The organism is Mycobacterium sp. (genome assembly GCF_035274705.1).
GTDB lineage: Bacteria > Actinomycetota > Actinomycetes > Mycobacteriales > Mycobacteriaceae > Mycobacterium.
On record NZ_DATENY010000027.1, the window covers coordinates 57,063 to 76,851 of the forward strand.

Annotated in this window: 18 protein-coding genes and 1 pseudogene; 10 read left to right on the forward strand and 9 right to left on the reverse strand. The window is 64.6% G+C overall.

Going from position 1 to position 19,789, the window contains the following annotated elements:
• Positions 1-5: 5 nt before the first annotated feature.
• The 5 genes from VJV41_RS07210 (at position 6) to VJV41_RS07230 (ending at position 4,755) form a co-directional block, all read left to right on the forward strand.
• Entirely contained in the window at positions 6-1,436 is a 1,431-nt protein-coding gene (locus VJV41_RS07210; protein ID WP_325332596.1) for a FadD3 family acyl-CoA ligase, read from the forward strand.
• 146 nt (positions 1,437-1,582) lie between these two features.
• Positions 1,583-2,428, forward strand: coding sequence for a hypothetical protein (locus VJV41_RS07215; protein ID WP_325332549.1), 846 nt, complete (start codon positions 1,583-1,585; stop codon positions 2,426-2,428).
• On the forward strand, positions 2,425-3,072 hold the full coding sequence (locus VJV41_RS07220) for a hypothetical protein (protein WP_325332551.1): 648 nt from the start codon (positions 2,425-2,427) through the stop codon (positions 3,070-3,072). The genes VJV41_RS07215 and VJV41_RS07220 overlap by 4 nt, the downstream gene beginning before the upstream one ends.
• Before the next feature lie 10 nt (positions 3,073-3,082).
• Positions 3,083-4,093 carry a patatin-like phospholipase family protein gene (locus VJV41_RS07225; protein ID WP_325332553.1) on the forward strand — a complete coding sequence of 337 codons (1,011 nt, stop codon included), beginning with the start codon at positions 3,083-3,085 and terminating at the stop codon, positions 4,091-4,093.
• Positions 4,090-4,755: an IspD/TarI family cytidylyltransferase gene (locus tag VJV41_RS07230; RefSeq protein ID WP_325332555.1), complete on the forward strand. Its 666-nt coding sequence runs from the start codon at positions 4,090-4,092 to the stop codon at positions 4,753-4,755. The genes VJV41_RS07225 and VJV41_RS07230 overlap by 4 nt, the downstream gene beginning before the upstream one ends.
• Here VJV41_RS07230 and VJV41_RS07235 read toward each other — a convergent pair.
• From VJV41_RS07235 to VJV41_RS07250, 4 genes and pseudogenes are all read right to left on the reverse strand, one after another.
• Entirely contained in the window at positions 4,736-5,455 is a 720-nt protein-coding gene (locus VJV41_RS07235) for an IspD/TarI family cytidylyltransferase (RefSeq protein WP_325332557.1), read from the reverse strand. The genes VJV41_RS07230 and VJV41_RS07235 overlap by 20 nt on opposite strands.
• Before the next feature lie 32 nt (positions 5,456-5,487).
• The gene (locus tag VJV41_RS07240; RefSeq protein ID WP_325332559.1) at positions 5,488-5,910 is read right to left on the reverse strand and encodes a PPOX class F420-dependent oxidoreductase; all 423 of its coding nucleotides are present in this window, start codon (positions 5,908-5,910) and stop codon (positions 5,488-5,490) included.
• A 132-nt stretch (positions 5,911-6,042) separates the two neighbouring features.
• The gene (locus tag VJV41_RS07245; RefSeq protein ID WP_325332561.1) at positions 6,043-6,630 is read right to left on the reverse strand and encodes a transcriptional regulator; all 588 of its coding nucleotides are present in this window, start codon (positions 6,628-6,630) and stop codon (positions 6,043-6,045) included.
• A gap of 164 nt (positions 6,631-6,794) precedes the next feature.
• Positions 6,795-6,941: pseudogene (locus VJV41_RS07250) on the reverse strand (NAD-dependent epimerase/dehydratase family protein); the annotation flags it as partial.
• A 108-nt stretch (positions 6,942-7,049) separates the two neighbouring features.
• Here VJV41_RS07250 and VJV41_RS07255 point away from each other — a divergent pair.
• Complete coding sequence (locus VJV41_RS07255) at positions 7,050-8,261, forward strand: low temperature requirement protein A (protein WP_414684905.1); 1,212 nt, start codon at positions 7,050-7,052, stop codon at positions 8,259-8,261.
• Between the two features lie 223 nt (positions 8,262-8,484).
• On the forward strand, positions 8,485-8,904 hold the full coding sequence (locus VJV41_RS07260; RefSeq protein WP_325332563.1) for a ChaB family protein: 420 nt from the start codon (positions 8,485-8,487) through the stop codon (positions 8,902-8,904).
• Here VJV41_RS07260 and VJV41_RS07265 read toward each other — a convergent pair.
• Positions 8,901-10,172, reverse strand: a complete 1,272-nt coding sequence (locus VJV41_RS07265; protein ID WP_325332565.1) for an MFS transporter — start codon at positions 10,170-10,172, stop codon at positions 8,901-8,903. The two genes, VJV41_RS07260 and VJV41_RS07265, sit on opposite strands and share 4 nt — an antisense overlap.
• A 355-nt stretch (positions 10,173-10,527) precedes the next feature.
• Between VJV41_RS07265 and VJV41_RS07270 the strand changes: the two genes are divergently transcribed.
• Positions 10,528-11,322 (forward strand): MerR family transcriptional regulator, encoded by a 795-nt coding sequence (locus tag VJV41_RS07270; protein WP_325332567.1) that lies wholly within the window; start codon positions 10,528-10,530, stop codon positions 11,320-11,322.
• Positions 11,323-11,326: 4 nt separating this feature from the next.
• Here the strand turns inward: VJV41_RS07270 and VJV41_RS07275 are convergent, their stop codons facing one another.
• The 4 genes from VJV41_RS07275 to VJV41_RS07290 are packed head-to-tail and all read right to left on the reverse strand — an operon-like array spanning position 11,327 to position 15,262.
• Positions 11,327-12,127, reverse strand: coding sequence for an ABC transporter permease (locus VJV41_RS07275; protein WP_325332569.1), 801 nt, complete (start codon positions 12,125-12,127; stop codon positions 11,327-11,329).
• Positions 12,127-13,008 (reverse strand): ABC transporter permease, encoded by an 882-nt coding sequence (locus VJV41_RS07280; RefSeq protein ID WP_414684900.1) that lies wholly within the window; start codon positions 13,006-13,008, stop codon positions 12,127-12,129. The genes VJV41_RS07275 and VJV41_RS07280 overlap by 1 nt, the downstream gene beginning before the upstream one ends.
• A complete protein-coding gene (locus VJV41_RS07285; protein ID WP_325332571.1) occupies positions 12,987-14,177 on the reverse strand; it encodes an ABC transporter substrate-binding protein in 1,191 nt (396 codons plus the stop codon). The genes VJV41_RS07280 and VJV41_RS07285 overlap by 22 nt, the downstream gene beginning before the upstream one ends.
• A 2-nt stretch (positions 14,178-14,179) precedes the next feature.
• Positions 14,180-15,262 (reverse strand): ABC transporter ATP-binding protein, encoded by a 1,083-nt coding sequence (locus VJV41_RS07290; RefSeq protein WP_325332573.1) that lies wholly within the window; start codon positions 15,260-15,262, stop codon positions 14,180-14,182.
• A 289-nt stretch (positions 15,263-15,551) separates the two neighbouring features.
• Here VJV41_RS07290 and VJV41_RS07295 point away from each other — a divergent pair, with 289 nt between their 5' ends.
• Both VJV41_RS07295 and VJV41_RS07300 read left to right on the forward strand, forming a co-directional pair.
• Positions 15,552-16,274, forward strand: coding sequence for a DUF1906 domain-containing protein (locus VJV41_RS07295; RefSeq protein ID WP_325332574.1), 723 nt, complete (start codon positions 15,552-15,554; stop codon positions 16,272-16,274).
• A 494-nt stretch (positions 16,275-16,768) separates the two neighbouring features.
• Positions 16,769-19,789, forward strand: a 3,021-nt coding sequence (locus tag VJV41_RS07300) for a fatty acid synthase subunit beta domain-containing protein (RefSeq protein ID WP_325332575.1), incomplete at its 3' end; no start/stop codon positions are given.

A 19,789-nucleotide genomic window follows, 5' to 3' on the forward strand; every position in this document is an offset into this window, starting at 1 on the left:
CCGAGATGGTCTTGAGTGCGGCGGACCGTTTCGGCGACGCGGAAGCGGTCGTCGACGGTCCGCTGCGCCTCACTTTCACCGAATTCGTCGAGCGGATCCGTTGCGCTGCAGGGGCATTCGCCGATCTCAGCATCGACAAAGGCGACCGGGTCGCAATCTGGGCGCCCAACTCCGCGGAATGGATCGTCGCGGCGTTCGGCCTGCTGACCGCGGGCGGCGTGCTTGTTCCGGTGAACACCCGGTTCAAGTCGGAGGAGGCGGTCGACATCATCGGCCGCAGCGGCGCCAAGGCCGTACTGGTTCAGAAGGACTTCCTGGGCCTGGACTACTCGGCACCGGCTGGCGTGCCTGTAATCGATCTGAAGTCGAACTTCCTCTCCAGCGGTTCACCGTTCGAGCAGGGAGCCAGCGGCCTCAAAGGCACAGACATCTCCGACATCATCTTCACCTCGGGCACGACCGGCAGACCCAAGGGCGCGATGATGAATCACCGCCAGACACTTCGGATGTACGAGGAATGGGCGACGCTCGCGGATCTGCGCGAGGGCGACCGCTACCTGATGATCAACCCGTACTTCCACACCTTCGGCCTCAAAGCCGGCCTCGTCGCGTCCTTCCTGCGCGGCGCGACGATGCTGCCGGTCGACGTCTTTGACGTCGACCGGGTGGTGGAACTGATTGAGCGGGAACGGATTACGATGCTTCCCGGCCCGCCCACGCTGTATCATTCACTGCTCGCGGTCCGTGATAAGGACAAGCTTGCGACGTTGCGCGCCGGGGTGACCGGTGCGGCCGACATTCCGGTGGAACTGGTCCGCCGCATACACGACGAACTGCCGTTCCAGACGCTGATGACGGGTTACGGCCTCACCGAGGCAGGCAACGTCACGCTGTCCCTTCCGGGCGATTCCTTCGAGGACGTGGCCACCACGGCCGGCGTGCCCTGCGAGGGCGTCGAGGTACGCATCGCCGCCGACGGCGAGGTGCTCGTGCGCGGCTACGGCGTGATGCAGGGCTATCTCGACGACCCCGCGGCCACCGCCGAGGCGATCGATGAGGACGGCTGGCTGCACACCGGCGACCTCGGCAGCTTCAACGACGAGGGCCGGCTGCGAATCGTCGGCCGCAAGAAGGACATGTTCATCGTTGGCGGCTTCAACGCCTATCCCGCCGAGATCGAAGGCTTTCTGCTGGAGCACCCGGCGGTCGCGCAGGCCGCGGTGATCGGTGTTCCCGATGAGCGGTTAGGTCAGGTGGGCAAGGCGTTCGTGGTGGCGAAGGGTAACGACGGCGTCACGAGTGAGGACCTCATTTCATGGAGCCGCCAGCGGATGGCCGGTTTCAAGGTGCCGCGGTATGTAGAGTTCCTCGACGAGCTGCCGTTGAACGCCACCGGCAAAGTGATGAAGGACCGCCTCCAGGACAATCATGGCTGAGCGTATGCATAGCGTGTAAATAGCATTTCCGCAGGAAAGCCCGTCTTTGCCGGGATCTGCGGCGGCGGGTATCGTCGCGGCGATACCCGAAAATGAATAATGACATTCTCATTTGAGTAGGGCACGTAGTAGACGAGGAGGTCGCTGTGCCGTCTTTCAGGCGCCGCGCGTCGGTGATCGACGCTGATCGCGTCGACGAACGGCCGCAGGATCCTGATCAGTCGGCCGACCCGGCAGAAGCACTTGCCCTTGCGGAGGAAGCGGAGGCAGAGGCAGCCGAGGCGGACGCGATGGCGGCCGCCGCGCGTGCCCGAGCCCGTGCGATCAGGCTGCGCAGGCAGGCGCAGGCCAAGACTGCTGCCGAAGACGAGTCGGTCGAGGCGGACGCGAAGGCCACCGACATCGACTCGGAGGCCATCGAAATCACCGACGCCGAGTCGGACGACACGGACGATGTCGCCGACGAGCCGTCGAAAGAAGAGCCGGTTCGCGAGCGACGCCGCTGGGGCCTTGTCCTCAAAGTTGTCGCCATGACATTGGCCAGCCTCTGCACAATCGCTTTCATCGCGGTGAGCGTGCTCATGGTTGTCAACCACCGCCACCAGGCCGCCGAACAGCAGCGCCGCGCCGAGTTCGCCGCGGCTGCCCGGCAAAGCGTCGTGACGCTGATGTCCCTTGACTTCAACAAGGCCAAGGACGACGTGCAGCGGATCATCGACAATTCGACGGGCCAGTTCAGGGACGACTTCAAGAACCAGGCCGAGGACTTTGTCAAGGTGGCGCAGGACTCGAAGGTGATCACCGAGGTCACCATCAACGCGGTCGGTGTCCAATCCATGACGGACGACACGGCGATAGCCCTGGTGTCGGCCGCCTCGCGAGTCACAAACAACGCCGGGGCCAAGCAGGAGCCCCGCACGTGGCGGTTGTCGGTGAACCTTCAGCGTGACGGCGGGCAGATCAAGATGGCGAAAGTCGAGTTCGTGCCGTGACCACCAAAGAAAACACAGACGTGGCCGAAGACCTGAAGGACGACGACACCGACGAAGCCGCCGAGACGCCCGACGCCGTGGACGAGGGCGAAGACTCAGCGGAGACGCAAGCGCCGTCCGAGCCGAAGGGCAGCAGCGTCCGGCGGACACTGCGCGGGGCACGGTCGAAGCTCGGTGCGATCCTGCTCGCGGCGGCCCTGATCGCCTCGGCAGGTGTGGCCGCATGGCTGTACTTCTACCAGTACCGCCCGGATCAGCAGACCAACGATGCAGCTGCCGCGGTGGCGCTCGAAGCCGCGAAGAGCGGCACGGTGGCGCTGCTGTCGTACTCACCGGAGAGCCTCGACAAGGACTTTTCCAACGCGAAGTCTCATCTGACCGGCGATTTCCTTGCGTACTACACCCAGTTCACCGAGCAGATCGTCACGCCTGCGGCCAGGCAGAAATCCGTCAAGACGACGGCATCCGTCGTGCAGGCAGCCGTATCCGAACTGCATCCGGATTCGGCGGTGGTCCTGGTGTTCATCAACCAGAACACGAAGAGCAAGGAGAATCCCGACGGGGCGTTCGCGGCGAGCAGCGTCAAGGTCGGGATGAAGAAGATCAACGGGACCTGGCTCATTTCAGCGTTCGACCCCGTGTAGCGTCGGCGCCGTGACACCGGCGGAGTCGAAACCGGCTGATCTGGTGCTGTCGGGCGGCGGCGTCAAGGGCATCGGTCTAGTGGGTGCGGTCGTCGCGTTGATGGAAGCGGGGTACACCGCGCAACGCGTCTCGGGAACATCCGCGGGGTCGATCGTAGGCGCGATCGTCGCTGCGGCATCGAACGGTAACCAGCTCGGCGCTGAGGAAGTCAAAGAGCTTGCGCTGCAACTGGACTACCGCAAGTTCACCGATCCTGGTGCGCTCGAAAGTGTGCCAGTGCTGGGCCCGTCGTTGGCGGTGCTGCGCGGAACCGGTGTCTACAAGGGCGACTACGCCCACGACTGGGTCGCAAGTCAGCTGAAGAACCTGGGTGTCACGACGTTTGGCGATCTCGCGATCGACGACGACAACATTCCCGAAGAACAGCGCTACAAGCTGGTCGTCACCGTCGCCGACGTGACAACCGGTCAGCTTGTCCGGCTGCCCTGGGATTACCACAGGGTCTACGGGCTCGACCCCGACGAGCAGCCGGTCGCCGACGCCGTGCGTGCGTCGATGTCGATTCCGTTCTTCTTTCGTCCCGTGACGCTCACCAGCACAACGGGATTGACGTCGACGCTGGTGGACGGCGGGCTGCTTTCGAACTTCCCGATTGATTCACTGGACCGCACCGATGGTCACAAGCCGCGCTGGCCCAGCTTCGGCATCACCGTGCTGCCGAACCTTCCCGAGGGCAATGACAGGGTGATTCCCGCGTTGGCGCCCATCCGCCTGCTCGGGCCGCCACACTTACTCGAGAGCGTGATCACCACCGTGCTGGTGGGCCGCGATCAGGCCTATCTGAACCAGCCGTGGGTCAATGCGCGCACGATCCGGGTTGACTCGACCGACATCGGATTCCTCGACTTCGACATATCCGACAACGAGGTCGAGGCCTTGTACGCCAAAGGATATGCGGCCGCGGAACAGTTCCTGTCCACATGGGATTGGCGGGCCTACCTTGACCGGTTCCGCCGATGACGGAATTCTCGGCGATCGTGCCGGTGCCAGACAAGGTCGCGGACAACAAGCAGGCGGCATTCGCGCCGCTGGCGGGCGAGGCACCGCTGGTGCGTGTAGTGAGGGCCGCCGGTGGTGACGAGACAAGCGTGGTAGTCACGGCTGCTGAAACGCTCGTCGATGATTGCCGGAAAAGCCTTGCATTACACGGCCTTTCATCCATCAGCGTGATACCCGCCGCGGATCCTGGTTCGCGGGCGCACTGCGTTGCCGCCGGGCTTGACCACACGTCGGCGCGGTTCGTGCTGGTTCACGACATTCACCGGCCACTGACGTCGGCCGCCTTGCAGACCCGAGTTGCCGCTGCGCTTCGTGCAGGCAGCGCCGTCGTGATGCCTACCATGCCACTCACCGACAGCGTCAAAGCCGTCGATGTGAATGGGTCGGTGACGGCCACACTCGATCGTTCGACGTTGCAGACCGTGCAGTACCCGCGCGGCTTCGCGACGGGGCTACTGTCCCGGTTGTTGGCACACCGCGCATCCGATGACTTCGACGAGCTCGAAGAGGCGCTCGCCGCGGGCGCCCCGATCACCGTGGTCGACGGCGACCCCGACGCGTTCGTCGTCGAATTACCCAGGGACAGTGCATTCATCGAGGCAATCATCGCCTCTCGTCGGTGAGCAGGCGTTCGGCGACCGCTATGTCATGGGCGTAGGTCACCTTGAGGTTGAGCTCCTGACCGCTGAAGGTGCGTACGTCGAGATCCGCGTACTTCTCGACGCAGGACGACGTGTCGGTGCCTTCGAATCGCTCACGCTCTGCTGCGCGATATGCCTGCAACAGCGGCAGCGCCCGAAAGGCCTGCGGAGTCTGGACGCGAACCAATTCCGCTGCGCCGCTGGCATATTCGAGCCCGTTCGGTGCAGATCGCACCACGTCGGCCAGGATCAGGGCAGGGATCGCGCCACCGAACTCGCGCGCGACGGTGATCGCTGTGGCGAACATGTCGGGTCCGGCCATCGGGCGGGCGGCGTCGTGGATCAACACGATATCGATGGCGCCCGCATCGATATCGGCGGCAAGGTAGCGCAGCACGTTGAACTCGGAGGCATGCCGACTGTCGCCACCCTCGACGAATTCCACGGTCGCGTCGGGAAGTTCGTCCGCCACCGTTCGCTCAGCCAGCTCACGTTCGCCGCGCCGGAACACCAACACCGTTCGCGTGACATCCGATACCCGCGTCAGTGCATCCAGAGACCACGTCACCATGCTGCGGCCCGCCAGCGGTAGGTACGCCTTGTTACCGTCCGCGCCGACGCGTGTGCCCAGTCCGGCGGCCAGCACAACGCCGACCGCTGCCTCACGAGACGGCTTCTTCACGGGCGAACCCTAGCGCGGCCCGACTCGGTCGATCAGCCTGCCACGTCGAACATGTGGTGCACCTTCGTCGGCCGGATGCGGACGACGAGTTCGCCCGGCACGCCGTTGCGCCTGCCGAACTCCTCTGCACGGTCGACGCCCATGTAGCGTCCACCGGCCCTGGTCGCGACATCGAGCACTTCCTGCGGATCCTCGCTGATCGACGCGACGCCCTGAACTTGCACGAAAGAGTACGGCGGTCGAGGGTCGTCGACGCACATCACCACCCGTGGGTCACGTGCCAACGCTCGGCCTTTCGCCGAGTTCTTGCCGGTGTTGAACGCCAGCTCGTCACCGTCCACAACGAACCAGACCGGCGCGGCCAGGGGCCTGCCGTCGGATGCGAGGTAACCGAGCATGCCGGTCCGGGTGCCTTCGGAGAGAAACGCGACAACGTCATCGGAGAGTTCGGCCACGCCTACACGTTAGGCCCGATCAGTCCTCCGCGTGGCGGTCGTAATCCCACTGCTCCAGTCGCGTCTGCAGCTCGTACAAGCCCAGCGCCGCCAGCGGCGTGCCGACGGACATGCAGAGCATCAGCAGCGCGTTCATGGCTCTTGGGGGTCGTTGTTTCTGCTGCGCACGGGATGGCGTGCATGAAGAGAGCGGATGGAGCCGGTTACGTGGTGGCCTACTTGTTTCTCCGGACAAAGACCCAGTGCGTCGCGCGCGGCGACCCGCATGCTGCGGTAGCGGTCACGCTCGTTGGCGACCCACCCATCGGACCACCCTTCGAGCAGGTCTCCCGCCCGCAGCAGCGGAAGCAGGTCGGCGACGAGTTGCGGGTCGGCGCCGGCGGGCTCGTCCTGGTCGAGCAGGCGCTCGATGAGATCCAGTGCGTCATGCCAGTCCACTGAAACATGTGGTGCCAGCGCGACGTACTGCGGATCGATCACCAGCAGCTCATCCAGGCCTGCCGGGCGCAGGCGCCACATCGCGGACCGCAGACTCGCAATTGCCCGGCGGGTTTGGGCATGTGGCCACAGCATCGCGCAGACCCACAGGCGATGCACCGGCCGGCGCTTCAGCGCGAGGAGTGAGACCAGACGCTGGCAAGCCGGTGGGAGCGCGACGTGCTGATCACCGCGGTGTACCGCGAATCCGCCAAGTACGTTGAGCGATATTTGTTCCGACACACTTCGATCGTGGGTCGGCGAGACCTGATGGACACGCGTAGCGCACTACCTGTTTTTCGTGCGCCGACGCCCTACATACCGCGTATGCCGTTGTCGCGATAGAACTGCGCCGCGCGCTGATCGACTCGTGAATTGGCTTGGGCTGCCAATCCAGTTCTCCAATGTTCGATGTCGCGGTCCTCGAGCGCCTTGGTCGAGCTCGTCCGGCGGATCAACACCCGCACGTCGTCACCTCGGTTCACGAGTTGCCGCGTGACATGCGAGCCCACAAAACCGCTGGCGCCGACCACCAACTTCTTCGCGCCCGTCATGGGTGTGAAATGTAACCGGTCGACGAGTCGAGAGGACGAGTGAGCGAATTGAGCGAAGTCGAACAACAGCCGCCGCGGCCGACAATGTCGGCGCACCGGGTGCGCCGGATGTCGGGGCGCGATCCGCACGAACAGCATCGCGTGGCGACGCCGCTGGAGCTCCTCTTCGACCTGACGTTCGTCGTCGGCTTCGGCATCGCCGCATCCGAGTTCGCGCACATGCTCGCCGAGAACCACATCGGCGCGGGCCTGCTCGGCTTTTCATTCGCGACGTTCGCCGTCTGCTGGGCCTGGATCAACTTCAGCTGGTTCGCGTCCGCCTACGACACCGACGACTGGATCTACCGGGTGATGACCATGCTGCAGATGGTCGGCGTCATTGTCATGGCGTTGGGCTTCCCGGCGATGTACGCGTCGATCGAGCATGGTGGCCACGTCGACAACAGAGTCATGGTGGCCGGGTACGTGGTGATGCGAATCTCGTTGGTAGGGCAGTGGTTACGCGCGGCCAAACAGGATCCGGATCATCGAGCGGCCTGCTTGATGTACGCGACCGCCGTTACAGTCGCGCAGGTCGGCTGGATCGCCAGCATGTTCCTGCACACGTCGGTCCCCGTGACGTTCGTAGTCATTGTGGTGTTGATCGGGGTGGAGACGTTGGGTCCGGTGCTAGCCGAGTGGCGGACCGCCGGGACGCCGTGGCATGCCCATCACATCACCGAACGCTATGGCCTGCTGACGATAATCGCGCTCGGTGAAGGCGTGGTGGGCACGGTCGCATCGTTGTCGGCGGTGGTGACCGCACAAGGCTGGACATTCGACGCCGCCTTCGTCGCGGTTGCGGGCATCGGGCTCACCTTCGGAATGTGGTGGACATATTTCGTCGTGCCGCAGGCCGATGTCCTCCACGCCCACCCCGAGCGATCGTTCTGGTTCGGCTATCTGCCCATCATTACGTTGGGTGCGATCGTGGCGACCGGCGCCGGGCTGCACGCCGCCGCCTATTACATCGAACATCAGTCGAAACTGAGCTCTGTCCAGACCGTGCTGACCGTGGCCCTGCCCGTCGCCGCATACATCGCCTCCATCTACCTGCTGTACATGGTGTTGGTGCGCACAGTGGACGCATTCCACCTACTTCTCATTGCCCTTACCGCGGCCGTGCTGGCGGGCGCGGTGTGGCTCGCCGACGCGGGGGTGTCGATGGCCAACTGCCTGTTGGTCGTCACGCTGGCTCCGATGGTGAGCGTCGTCGGTTTCGAAATGGTGGGGCATCGGCATACCACGGAAGCGATCGCGAGGAGTCTCGACGTCGGTTAGCCCTGGTTTCGTTGGCGGTTTAGCTGCCCGCTGACCGGGTACGCGATGGGGCAGCCGTTCGAGGTGGTGCGACTGAGGTGCGCAGCGTCACCGCTTGCGAGCCGCGATAAACGCCGAACCGTGAAGGTCAAGAAGCGGCCCGGTTGCCCCTTTACCTGGCGGCGAACCTCGGCGATACCGCCTGGGCGGCCTGAAAGTCCAGCACTTCGACGAGGAGGCCACGATGGCGAAGACGACGAAGGGCGGCAGCGCCAAGAAGAGTGAGCTGCCCAGCACGCTGCGGAAGTCGCCTGCCAAGGCCCAGCGCACCTTTGCGAAGGCCCACGATTCCGCGGTCAAGCAGTATGGAGAGGGCGAACGCGCGCACCGGGTCGCCTACGACGCGCTCAAACACAGCTTTGAAAAGGTCGGCGACCATTGGGAGCCGAAATCCCAGAAGGGGCCGTCCGATTCCCGGGCGCGTAGCGGTGGACCTAACCCAAAGGGCAAGTCTGCCGAAGGCGTCGACGCGAACGCATCGAAGAAGCATCTGGTGGATGTTGCGTGCAAGCTGGACATCTCGGGCCGCACGACGATGAGCAAGGGTGAACTCGTCTCGGCCATCAAGAAGGCAAATCGGCGCGTGTCGGCGCGAAGCCGTTAGCGCGTCGCTGGCGCAGTTTCGAAGCCCTCCAACAACATCCGTTCTTGTTCAACGCGCATCAGGCGGCGCGCTTTACCGCGTGTGATCAGGATGCCGACGACCGCAAGCGCCCAGATCGCATATTGCACCGTCCAGGCGATCCGGAACGACTCGAACGAGAAATCGCCTGCGGCGTCAAGGATCAGGCCCATCGCCTGCATGACAAGCAGGGAGGCCACGAAGCCGCCCATGTTGACCATGCCTTGAGCGGTGCCGAGCGTCTTGCTCGGGTTGAACGTGCGGGCGAAGTCGAATCCGACCATCGAACCCGGGCCGCCGACGGAGATCACCACGATCAGCACGACGAGGAGCCACAGCGGCGCCCTGCCCGGCAGTGCCAGCACGACGGTCCACGCCACGGCGTTACTGCCGATGATGGCCAACACCATTCGTGAGCGTCGGTGTGGGTGACGTCCGGTGAGGATGCCGACAACGATGCCCGTCGAGATGGCCGCGACGACAGAGATCGTCAGCAGGGCGCCTGCGACGCCGGTGGAAAGGCCTTGGGCCACGGTGAGATAGGGGACGCCCCACATCAACGCGAACACTGTGACGGAGAACTGCGTCCCCATGTGGGTGAAAAACCCCAGCCGCGTGCCCGGCCGCAGCCATACGGTCTTCACGCTGGCCAGCGTCTCGCCGATCGACGTGGTGGACGTGGCGACGGCCGATCCGTTCGGGGTGTTCTTGACCAGCGCCAGCGTCAGCATCATCGACAGCACACCGACCGCCGCCACCGACGCGTACGCGGTGGACCAGCCCGCCCCTGTGAGAAGGCCGAGAAACGGAATGGCTGACAACACCTGGCCCAGCTGTCCGCAGATGCCCGTCAGCTGGGTGACGAGCGGGACCTGTCGCGGCTTGAACCAGTGCGGCACCAGCCGCAGCACGGAGATGAAGGTGACCGCATCGCCCAGGCCAAGCACGGCGCGTGCGACGATCGCCACGGGCAACGCCTCGGTGAACGCGAGCACCAGCTGGCCGGACGCCATCAGTGCCGCGCCTGCCGCGATCAGAGCCTTGGAGCCGAATCGGTCGAGCAGCAGGCCCGCGGGAACCTGTGCGCTGGCGTAGACGATGACCTGCAGGACCACGAACGTCGACAACACGCTGGGACTGGCGCCGAACCGATCGGCGGCCTCGAGACCCGACACGCCCAATGTGGTGCGGTCGAGGACAGCGACGATGTATGCGAGCAGTCCGGTGGCCCAGACGATCCAGGGACGCACACCGAACCTTTCCACGCGAATTCAAGCCGATAAGACCGGTTTGTCTTAATGTCTTTCGGTTTCATCATCGCGCATCGTGTGTCACCGATGCCAGTTGCCGAACGGTGAAATCACTCACCGACGCGGCTGTCGGCCGCCCGATGCGAGTTGGCTGAAACTGCATTGCCGTGTCATAAGACGTCATTGACCGAATGTCATATCCGCAGATAACAACACTTAGGGTGAATAGCTAGCAACCTATCCACAAGGACATCTCGACTTCGCTCACAAACGTCCACCGGCCGCTAAAGTGGTCGCATGGAGTGTCGTGCCGCACAGCGGACGGGCACCCCCGTCATGGGTCGGGGGTGTCGCGTTGGCTGAGTACCGGCTGGACGAACTCGCGCGGATCTCGGGCGTGAGCGCCCGCAATATCCGCGCGTATCGAGAACGGGGCCTGCTGGATGCGCCGCGACGAGTCGGCCGGTCGGCGTACTACGACGACTATCACCTCTCGCAGCTCAAGACCATCAACCAGTTGTTGCGCAAGGGGTTCAATTCCGCGCACATCGCCGAGTTTTTCGAGAGCATGCGCCAGGGCGCGGATCTGGCCGACATTCTCGGGATTCAGCGGGCGGTCCTCGGTCTGCGCTCCGAGACGGCCCAAAAGGAGCGCGAGCCGACGCGATCGGACGCGCAGGCACGACGGATTGTCGACCTCGATCCCGAATGCGACGAAACCCGGCGTTTGATGGAATACGGTCTGGCCGAACTCGTCGACGGCGCCGTCGTTCTGGTCGATCAGACGATGGGCGAGATCGTGGCGCGAGGCAAGAATCAATTGGAGTACGTCCGTGCCATTCTGCGGATCTTCGAATCGACGCGGGAGACCATCGACGAGGTGGCAGACGAGGCAGTGCGTGCCCTGGAAGAGGGCGCGCGGGCACGCTTCGGCGAAACCATCATCCCGAGGCCGGGGGACGTCGCCGAAGTGAGCCAGGTCTTGCAGGACTACCGCGATCTCGGCAACAAGATCGTGGCCGACCGTCTCGAAGAGGCGCTGCGCCAGCGCATGGTGACCGCGGTGTCGGACTACACCGCAAGCATCATGCTCAGCGGAGAGTGGGAGCCGAAGACGCTGCGCGAGGACGAGCCGCGCGATCGGGATTAGCCGGCTACAGCCGGGTGGTGGCGGGATCACCGCCGAAGCGCTGCGCGAGCCACACGGGAATGATCGCCACCAGCGTGAGCGCGGCCGCGACCACGTTGATAACCGGAGCCTGATTGGGGCGAAACAGATTTCCGAAGATCCAGATCGGCAGCGTCTGCACCGTCGGCCCCGCGGTGAAGGTGGTGACGACGATTTCGTCGAACGACAGGGCGAAGGCCAGGATGGCACCGGCGACCAGCGCGCCACGCATCATCGGGAAGGTCACGTATCTAAACGTCTGCCAGTGCGACGCGCCGAGGTCGGCCGAGGCGTCCTCGAGGTTGGTGCCCAGCCGCCGCAGCCGGGCCTGAGTGTTGTTGAACACGATGACAATGCAGAACGTCGCGTGACCGATGATGACGGTCGCCAGGCCGAGGGTGACACCGAGCGCCGACGTGAAGGTGGCGTTCAAGGCGATGCCGGTGACGATCCCTGGCAGTGTAATCGGCAGCACCACAAGGAAACTCACGGTGTTGCGGCCGAAGAAGTCATAACGTTGCACGGCGAACGCGGCCATAGTGCCGAGCGCCAGCGCGATGGCAGTGGCGCCGAGGCCGACGATCACCGAGTTGGCCAGCGATCTCCACATTCCCTCGCTGTTCCAAGCGGCCACCCACCACTTGAGGGTGACCCCGGTGGGCGGGAACGCGAATGAACGCGACGTGTTGAACGCGTTGATAACCACGAGAAGCATTGGGGCATAAAGAAACACCAGCACCAGCACGGTCCATATGCGGACTGCCCGTCGCGCGCCGGCCGAGAGCATCAGACGTTCTCCAGCGCGCCGGTGCGCCGCATCGCCAGCAAATATCCGACGATCGCGACGAGAGGAATGATCGACAGGGCGGCCGCTAGCGGCTGGTTGTTGGCGGTGACGAGCTGACCGTAGATGATGTTGCCCAGCATCTGTGTCTTACCGCCGACGATGGTCACCGCGATGTAGTCGCCCAGCGAGAGTGAAAAGGTGAATATCGAACCCGCCGCGATGCCGGGAAACACCAACGGCGCCACCACCAACCGCAGCGTCGCCCAATCCGAGGCCCCGAGGTCGGAGCTCACGTCGATCAGCGAATTGGGAACGCGCTCGAACGCCGCGAAAACTGGGATCACCATGTAGGGCAACCACAGATACGTCAACGTGAGGATCGTTGCGGTCAAGCCGTAACCCGGGCTGTACCCCGTCGACCAGGCCATCGGCCCCTCCGGGGACAGCAGCATCCGCCAGGCATAGGCCTTGACCAGATAGCTGGCCCACAGCGGCGTCGTGACCGCCACCACCAGCATCAGGCGCACACGCGGGGATGCGATCTTGGCCATGAAGAACGCCAACGGCGCCGCCAACACCGCGCACAGAACGGTGACGATCAGTGCGACCGAGATCGTGCGCACGGTCGCTGTCCGGAACACCGTGTCGGTCAGTACCCGCGCGATGTTGTCGCCGGTGAAGGTGCGCACCACGGCGCCGGTGAAGGCGTCAGTCGACCAGAACGCCGAAACCAGCAGCACCGCAAGCGAACCCAGATACGCGATCACCAGCCACGCCATTGGCGGGGTCAGCAGAAGTATCAGGCTGATGCGGCGTGCCAGACAGGCTGAAGCTATGGGTCTGCCGGCGCCGCGCTGTGTCAACCCTTGATCTGCTGCCACTTGTCGACCCACTCGTTGTAGGCCGTGCAGTTGTCTCCGCTGCCGTCGACGCACTGCTTCTGCGGTGTGGTCCAGTAGTGGATCTCGGCGGCGAACTTCTCGTCGGTGGCGTGGTAGATGTCGCAGAAGTCTTTCTGGGAGATGTGTTCGCACGCCTTGGTCTGCGCCGGCGCCTCACCGAAGTACTCCGCTACCTGGGCGTTGACCTCAGGCGAGGAAATCCAGTTCATCCACTTGTACATGCAGTTCGGGTGTGCGGCCTTCGACGAGATCATCCACGTGTCCGACCAGCCGGTGGCTCCTTCCTTCGGCAGCACGGTATTGACCTGAACCTTGTTGTCGCTGCCGATGGTGTTGGCGATGACCTGCCAGGTGGTGCCGACGACGGATGTGCCGGACTCGAACGCCTGCACCTCCTTGGTGTAGTCCGACCAGTACTCGCCGATGTTCTCCCGCTGCTTTTTGAGCAATTCGACTGCGGCGTCGAGTTGTTCGGGAGTCAGCGAGTACGGGTCCTTGATACCGAGGTCCGGTTTCGTCTTGGACAGATACAACGCCGCGTCGGCGATGTAGATGGGGGAGTCGTATGCGGTGACCTTGCCCCTGTACTTGCCGGCGTCGTCGAACACCGCGCTCCAAGAGTTCGGCGCATCGCGCACCACCTCGATGTTGTACATCAACAGGTTGGCCCCCCAGCCGTGCGGAATCCCGTACATCTTGCCGTCCACTGAATTCCACGACTTGTCTTTGAGGAACGACGAAATCGTGGCGTAGTTGGGCACCAGCGAGGTGTTCACCGGTGCGACATCGCCGGCGTAGATCAGCCGCAGTGTGGCATCACCGGAGGCGGAAACGCCGTCGTACTGACCGGTGCGCATCAACTGCACCATCTCGTCGGACGTATTGCCGACCTTCACGTTGACCTGGCATCCGGTTTGTTGCTCGAACGGCGTCACCCAGTCCACGCTCTTGTCGTTGGAGCCGTCCTCGGCGTAGCCGGCCCACGCGATGATGTTCAGCTGTCCTTCGCCGTTGCCGACCGCCGACAGCGGTTCCAGCTTCGGCGGTGTTTCACCGTTGCCGCCGGAGGGTTTCGAACCCGAACAGGCGACGAGCAACGCGGCACACGCCGTGAGTGCAAGGCCGATTCGGACAGCGGTCGATCTCATGGCTACTCCTCGGTTGACAGTTGGTGGACGGCTTTTTCGGGCCACGCCAAGGTGATTGGCGTGCCGTGATGCAAATCCGGTGGCAGCCAGGTGCTGGCGGTCAGCACGGTGGCGATCAGAGTGGCGCCGGCCTGGGCGGTGGCGGCAATGCGCGTCGTCGGCCCGGCGTAGATGATCTCCGAAATCGTCGCCTCGACCGTCCGCACGCCGGGAACGGGATCGGTGCCAGGCCGGAACACGCCGATGCGTTCGGGCCGGATGGTGAACATGCCGGGTCTGCCGATGAGCGCTTCGGCGGCAGCGCCGTCGAGCACGTTGGAGGTCCCGACGAAATCGGCGACGAAGCGGTTGGCCGGGCTTTCGTAGACGTCGCGGGCCTTGCCGACTTGTTCGATGCGCCCGTCGTTGAACACCGCCAGCCGGTCGCACAGCGTCAGCGCTTCGTCCTGGTCGTGGGTGACGATGACGAACGTGATGCCGACTTCCCGCTGGATCGCCTTCAACTCGATCTGCATCTGTTCACGCAGCTTGAGATCCAGTGCGCCGAGCGGTTCGTCGAGCAGCAACACCCGCGGCCGCCCGACGAGCGCGCGGGCCAGCGCGACCCGTTGACGTTGTCCCCCAGACAGTTGGTCGGGGCGTCGCGGCGCGTGGTCGGCCAGCCGCACCATGTCGAGGGCATCGGCGGTTCGGCGCCGGCGTTCGGCCTTGGGGACGCCGCGCACCTTCAACCCGTATTCCACGTTCTGCGCCACCGACATGTGTGGAAAAAGCGCGTACTCCTGGAAGACGGTGTTGACGTCGCGGCGGCGCGCGGGCAGCGCGGTGACGTCGGTGCCGCCCAGTTTGATCGCCCCGGCGGTGGGCGGCTCGAAGCCGGCGATCATCCGCAAGACGGTCGTCTTGCCGGACCCTGACGGGCCGAGGATGGCGAACAGTTCGCCGTCGCTCACGTCGAGGTTGGCGCCCTCGACGGCGACGATGTCGCCGAACACCTTGCGGAGCCCGATCAGCTCGATCTGGGGATCGTCAACGGCGGCAGCCACATTCGATTCTGGCTGAGCGCCGGCCGTCCCCGAGGGCATGGCTCATCGTAGGAATTCCACGGTGATGCCGCAGCTTCATCGCGGATTTCGTGTTCTTGTACGCGTGCGACCGCGGGTTCCGCACATTCGCTGTTGTCAGCGGGGCATCACCACGAACATCTCGATCGTGTAGGGCCAAGATCACCGCACCATTGCCTAAACCTGCGGGTGTCGTAGACGAGCAACGTCGGTGTCTGCATTGCGGCGAAGCGTCGATTGCGAATCTTGATACAGATGTGACCAGTGGCGTTGGCGTGAAAAGTGATGCATTTGTCGTACCCTGTGGCACGTGTCCATATCCCGGCGCGACGTGCTCAAATACGCCGCCGCGGCGCCTGCTGTGCTCGGCCTGGGGGCGGGGCTGCAGGCATTGGCTCCCGCACGCGCGTCGGCAGCTCCGCTTGGCGTGTTGCTCGACTATGCAGCCGGCGTCATCACGGCCGCCGACCTGCGGTCTTCTGGCGCGCAAGGGGCGATCCGGTACGTGTCTGACCGCAGGCCCGGCGGCGCGTGGATGCTGGGCAAGCCGATCCAGCTGCCCGAGGCTCGCGATCTCTACCAGAACGGGCTGAAAATCGTGTCCTGCTACCAGTACGGCAAGCAGGACAGTGCCGACTGGTTGGGCGGTCAGACCGCAGGCGTTTCGCATGCCAAGCGCGGCTGGCAGTTACATGTCGCGGCCGGCGGCTCGTACGGCGCTCCGATCTACGCGTCCATCGACGACGACCCGAGCTTCGAGCAGTACAAGGCCCAGGTCGCTCCTTATTTGCGCGGATGGGAAGCGGTCCTGGGCCATCAGCGAGTGGGCGTGTATGCCAACTCCAAGACCATCGAGTGGGCCCTTCAAGACGGCCTGGGCTCGTACTTCTGGCAGCACAACTGGGGATCGCCGGGGAAGGTGGCCCATCCGGCTGCGCATCTGCATCAGGTCGAGATCGACAAGCGCTCCGTTGGGGGCGTCGGTGTGGACATCAATAACATTCTCAAGCCCCGGTTTGGGCAGTGGGACTAAACGTTACCGATCAGTAAGTAGTTTCAGCAAACTCTCTTTGGTAGCCGTCGGCGATCACGAGACAAATCTGGTCAATCTGTCGACCTGGAACGCGGCAATGTGCCTCGTGAGACAAGGCGAATTTTTTACATAACGATTACATAACAATACTGCCTTGATCAGCGCAGTTGCGCTTACTCGACCGTAACCACCTGCATGCAGGACGTTTGTCCCGGATGCGTTCTGCGCCTACAGAAGCCCGCGTTATGCAATCGGCGGTTACCCATGCGTAGAACTCGCCAGTAACCATTTGGGGCGCGAAAATGGACCCGTCTCTTATGACACTCTTACTGGGGCTGGAGTGTCCGCTGGGCGGTCTGCGAGATCGTCCATGCGTGAGCCAGTCGGATTCGACGCCGAATCTATGGCCTGGAGCAGGGAAGCGCAGGCCACAAAAGCTTCAGAGACAACCGCGACAGACGACGAGCGATACGCGCCGAGGGAGATAACAAGACGTGACGATCAACGAACAGCGCCGAGTGTCCACCAACCGTAAGAACGAGACCAGTGAAGGCACTGCTGCACTAACGGGCACCCACGCCCTCGTCGATCGTCTGAATGCCGGTGAACCCTACGCGGTCGCGTTCGGCGGCCAGGGTGGCGCGTGGCTGGAGAACCTCGAAGAGCTTGTCAGCTCCGCAGGGATCGAATCGGAGCTGAGCGAGGTCGTCGGCGAGGCGGAGTTGCTGCTGGAGCCGGTGGCCCGTGAGCTGGTGGTGGTGCGCCCGATCGGCTTCGAGCCGCTGCAGTGGGTCCGCGCGCTGGCCGCCGAGGAGCCGTTGCCTGCCACCAAGCAGCTCATCACCGCCGCGATCTCGGGCCCGGGCATCCTGCTCGCTCAGATGGCCGCCATTCGCGCGCTGACGCGGCAGGGCCTCGATCTGTACAACACACCGCCGGTCGCGATGGCCGGCCACTCCCAGGGCATCATGGCCTGCGAGTCGCTTCGGGCCAAGGGCGCCAAGGACGCCGAACTGCTGGCGCTGCTGCAGCTGATCGGTGCGGCCGGTTCGCTAGTGTCGCGCCGCCGCGGCATGGTCGGGCGGGGCGACAAGTCCCCAATGGTCTCGGTGACCAACGTCGACCCCGACCGCATGGCCGAACTCCTCGACGAGTTCTCCAAGGACGTGCGCACTGTGCTGCCGCCTGTGCTGTCGATCCGCAACGGCCGGCGCTCGGTCGTCATCACCGGCACCCCGGAACAGCTCGGCCGCTTCGAGCTGTACTGCAGCAAGATCACCGAGAAAGAAGAGGCCGAGCGTAAGAACAAGCTGCGCGGCGGCGCGGTGTTCTCTCCCGTGTTCCACGGAGTGCAGGTCGAGGTCGGCTTCCACACCCCGAGGCTGGCCGACGGCGTCGCGGTGGTCGACCGCTGGGCCGCCAAGTGCGGCATCAACGCCGAGTTGGCACACGAGATGACCGAATCCATCTTCGTGCGCCCGATCGACTGGGTGGCTGAGATCGAGCGGCTGCACGAGTCCGGGGCGAAGTGGATCGTCGACCTCGGACCGAGCGACACCGTGACGCGCCTGACCGCTCCGGTCATCCGCGGACTCGGTGTCGGCATCGTTCCGGCGGCGACCCGCGCGGGGCAGCGCAATCTGTTCACCGTCGGCGCCGAGCCCGAGGTGGGGCCGGCCTGGTCAAGCTACAAGCCGACGACGGTCAAGCTGCCCGACGGTTCGGTCAAGCTGTCGACCAAGTTCACCCGGTTGACGGGACGTTCGCCGATCCTGCTCGCCGGCATGACGCCGACGACCGTCGACGCGAAGATCGTCGCTGCGGCCGCCAATGCCGGCCACTGGGCTGAGCTGGCCGGTGGCGGTCAGGTCACCGAGGAGATCTTCGAGGACCGCGTCGCCGAACTGACCCAGCTGCTGGAGCCCGGCCGCGCCGTCCAGTTCAACTCGTTGTTCCTCGATCCGTATCTGTGGAAGCTTCAGGTCGGCGGAAAACGCTTGGTGCAGAGGGCACGTCAGTCCGGCGCACCGATCGACGGTGTCGTCGTCAGCGCGGGCATCCCCGACCTGGAGGACGCCGTCGAGCTGATCGACGAGCTCAACAGCGTCGGCATCAGCAATGTGGTGTTCAAGCCCGGCACCATCGACCAGATCAAGTCCGTCATCAAGATCGCCGCCGAGGTGCCCGGCAAGGACGTGATCGTGCACATCGAGGGTGGCCGCGCCGGCGGCCACCACTCGTGGGAAGACCTCGACGACCTTCTGGTGGCGACTTACGCCGAACTGCGCAAGTTGCCCAACATCACCGTCTGCGTCGGCGGCGGTATCGGCACCCCGGAGCGGGCGGCCGAATACCTGTCCGGCCGCTGGGCCACCGAATACGGTTTCCCCGCGATGCCGGTCGACGGCATCCTCGTCGGCACCGCCGCGATGGCGACCAAGGAGGCGACCACCTCGCCCGCGGTCAAGCAGATGCTCGTCGAGACCACCGGCACCGATCACTGGATCAGCGCCGGAAAAGCCCAGGGCGGCATGGCTTCATCGCGCAGCCAGCTCGGCGCCGACATCCACGAGATCGACAACACCGCCTCGCGTTGCGGCCGGCTGCTCGACGAGGTCGCCGGTGACGCCGAGGCCGTGGCGGCCCGCCGCGACGAGCTCATCGCCGCGATGGCCGACACCGCCAAGCCCTACTTCGGCGACGTCGGTGACATGTCCTACCTGCAGTGGCTGCAGCGCTACATCGAGCTGGCGATCGGCGACGGCGACAGCACCGCCGACACCGCCGCGCCGGGCAGCCCGTGGCTGGCCGACACCTGGTGTGACCGCTTCGAAGAGATGCTCAAGCGCGCCGAGGCCCGCCTGCACCCGCAGGATTCCGGCGCGATCGAGACTTTGTTCAATGACACAGCGCTGCTGAACAATCCGGACCAAGCGATCGCCGCGCTGCAGGCCCGCTATCCCGAGGCGGAGACACTCAAGCTGCACCCGGCCGACGTGCCGTGGTTCGTCACGCTGTGCAAGACGCCGGGCAAGCCGGTGAACTTCGTGCCCGTCATCGACAAGGATGTCCGCCGGTGGTGGCGCAGCGACTCGCTGTGGCAGGCCCATGACGCCCGCTACACCGCCGATCAGGTGTGCATCATTCCCGGCACGCAGGCGGTGGCCGGCATCACCCGCATCGACGAGCCGGTCGGCGAGCTGCTGGACCGCTTCGAGCAGGCAGCCATCGACGAGGCGCTGGCAATTGACGGCCAGCCCGTGTCCGTCGTCTCACGCCGTCAGGCCCGCTTCGACGTCACGGGTCCGCTCGCCGTGGTGCTCGACTCGCCCGACGTGCTGTGGGCCGGACGCACCTCGATCAACCCGGTGCACCGGATCGGTGCGCCAGACGAGTGGCAGGTCAACGAAAGCCGTCCGGCGGGCACGAGCGCTGGGGGCACCTCCCACCCGGAAGGTAGGGGGACGACCCGGGGATATACCCAGGCCACACACCCGTCCACGGGTTCGCGGCTG

Coding starts and splice junctions, on each gene's coding strand:
- VJV41_RS07255 (WP_414684905.1), top strand. CDS start 7,050: ATGTCGGGGCGCGATCCGCACGAACAGCATCGCGTGGCGACGCCGCTG.
- VJV41_RS07290 (WP_325332573.1), bottom strand. CDS start 15,262: ATGCCCTCGGGGACGGCCGGCGCTCAGCCAGAATCGAATGTGGCTGCC.
- VJV41_RS07285 (WP_325332571.1), bottom strand. CDS start 14,177: ATGAGATCGACCGCTGTCCGAATCGGCCTTGCACTCACGGCGTGTGCC.
- VJV41_RS07230 (WP_325332555.1), top strand. CDS start 4,090: ATGACGGAATTCTCGGCGATCGTGCCGGTGCCAGACAAGGTCGCGGAC.
- VJV41_RS07260 (WP_325332563.1), top strand. CDS start 8,485: ATGGCGAAGACGACGAAGGGCGGCAGCGCCAAGAAGAGTGAGCTGCCC.
- VJV41_RS07210 (WP_325332596.1), top strand. CDS start 6: ATGGTCTTGAGTGCGGCGGACCGTTTCGGCGACGCGGAAGCGGTCGTC.
- VJV41_RS07275 (WP_325332569.1), bottom strand. CDS start 12,127: ATGCTCTCGGCCGGCGCGCGACGGGCAGTCCGCATATGGACCGTGCTG.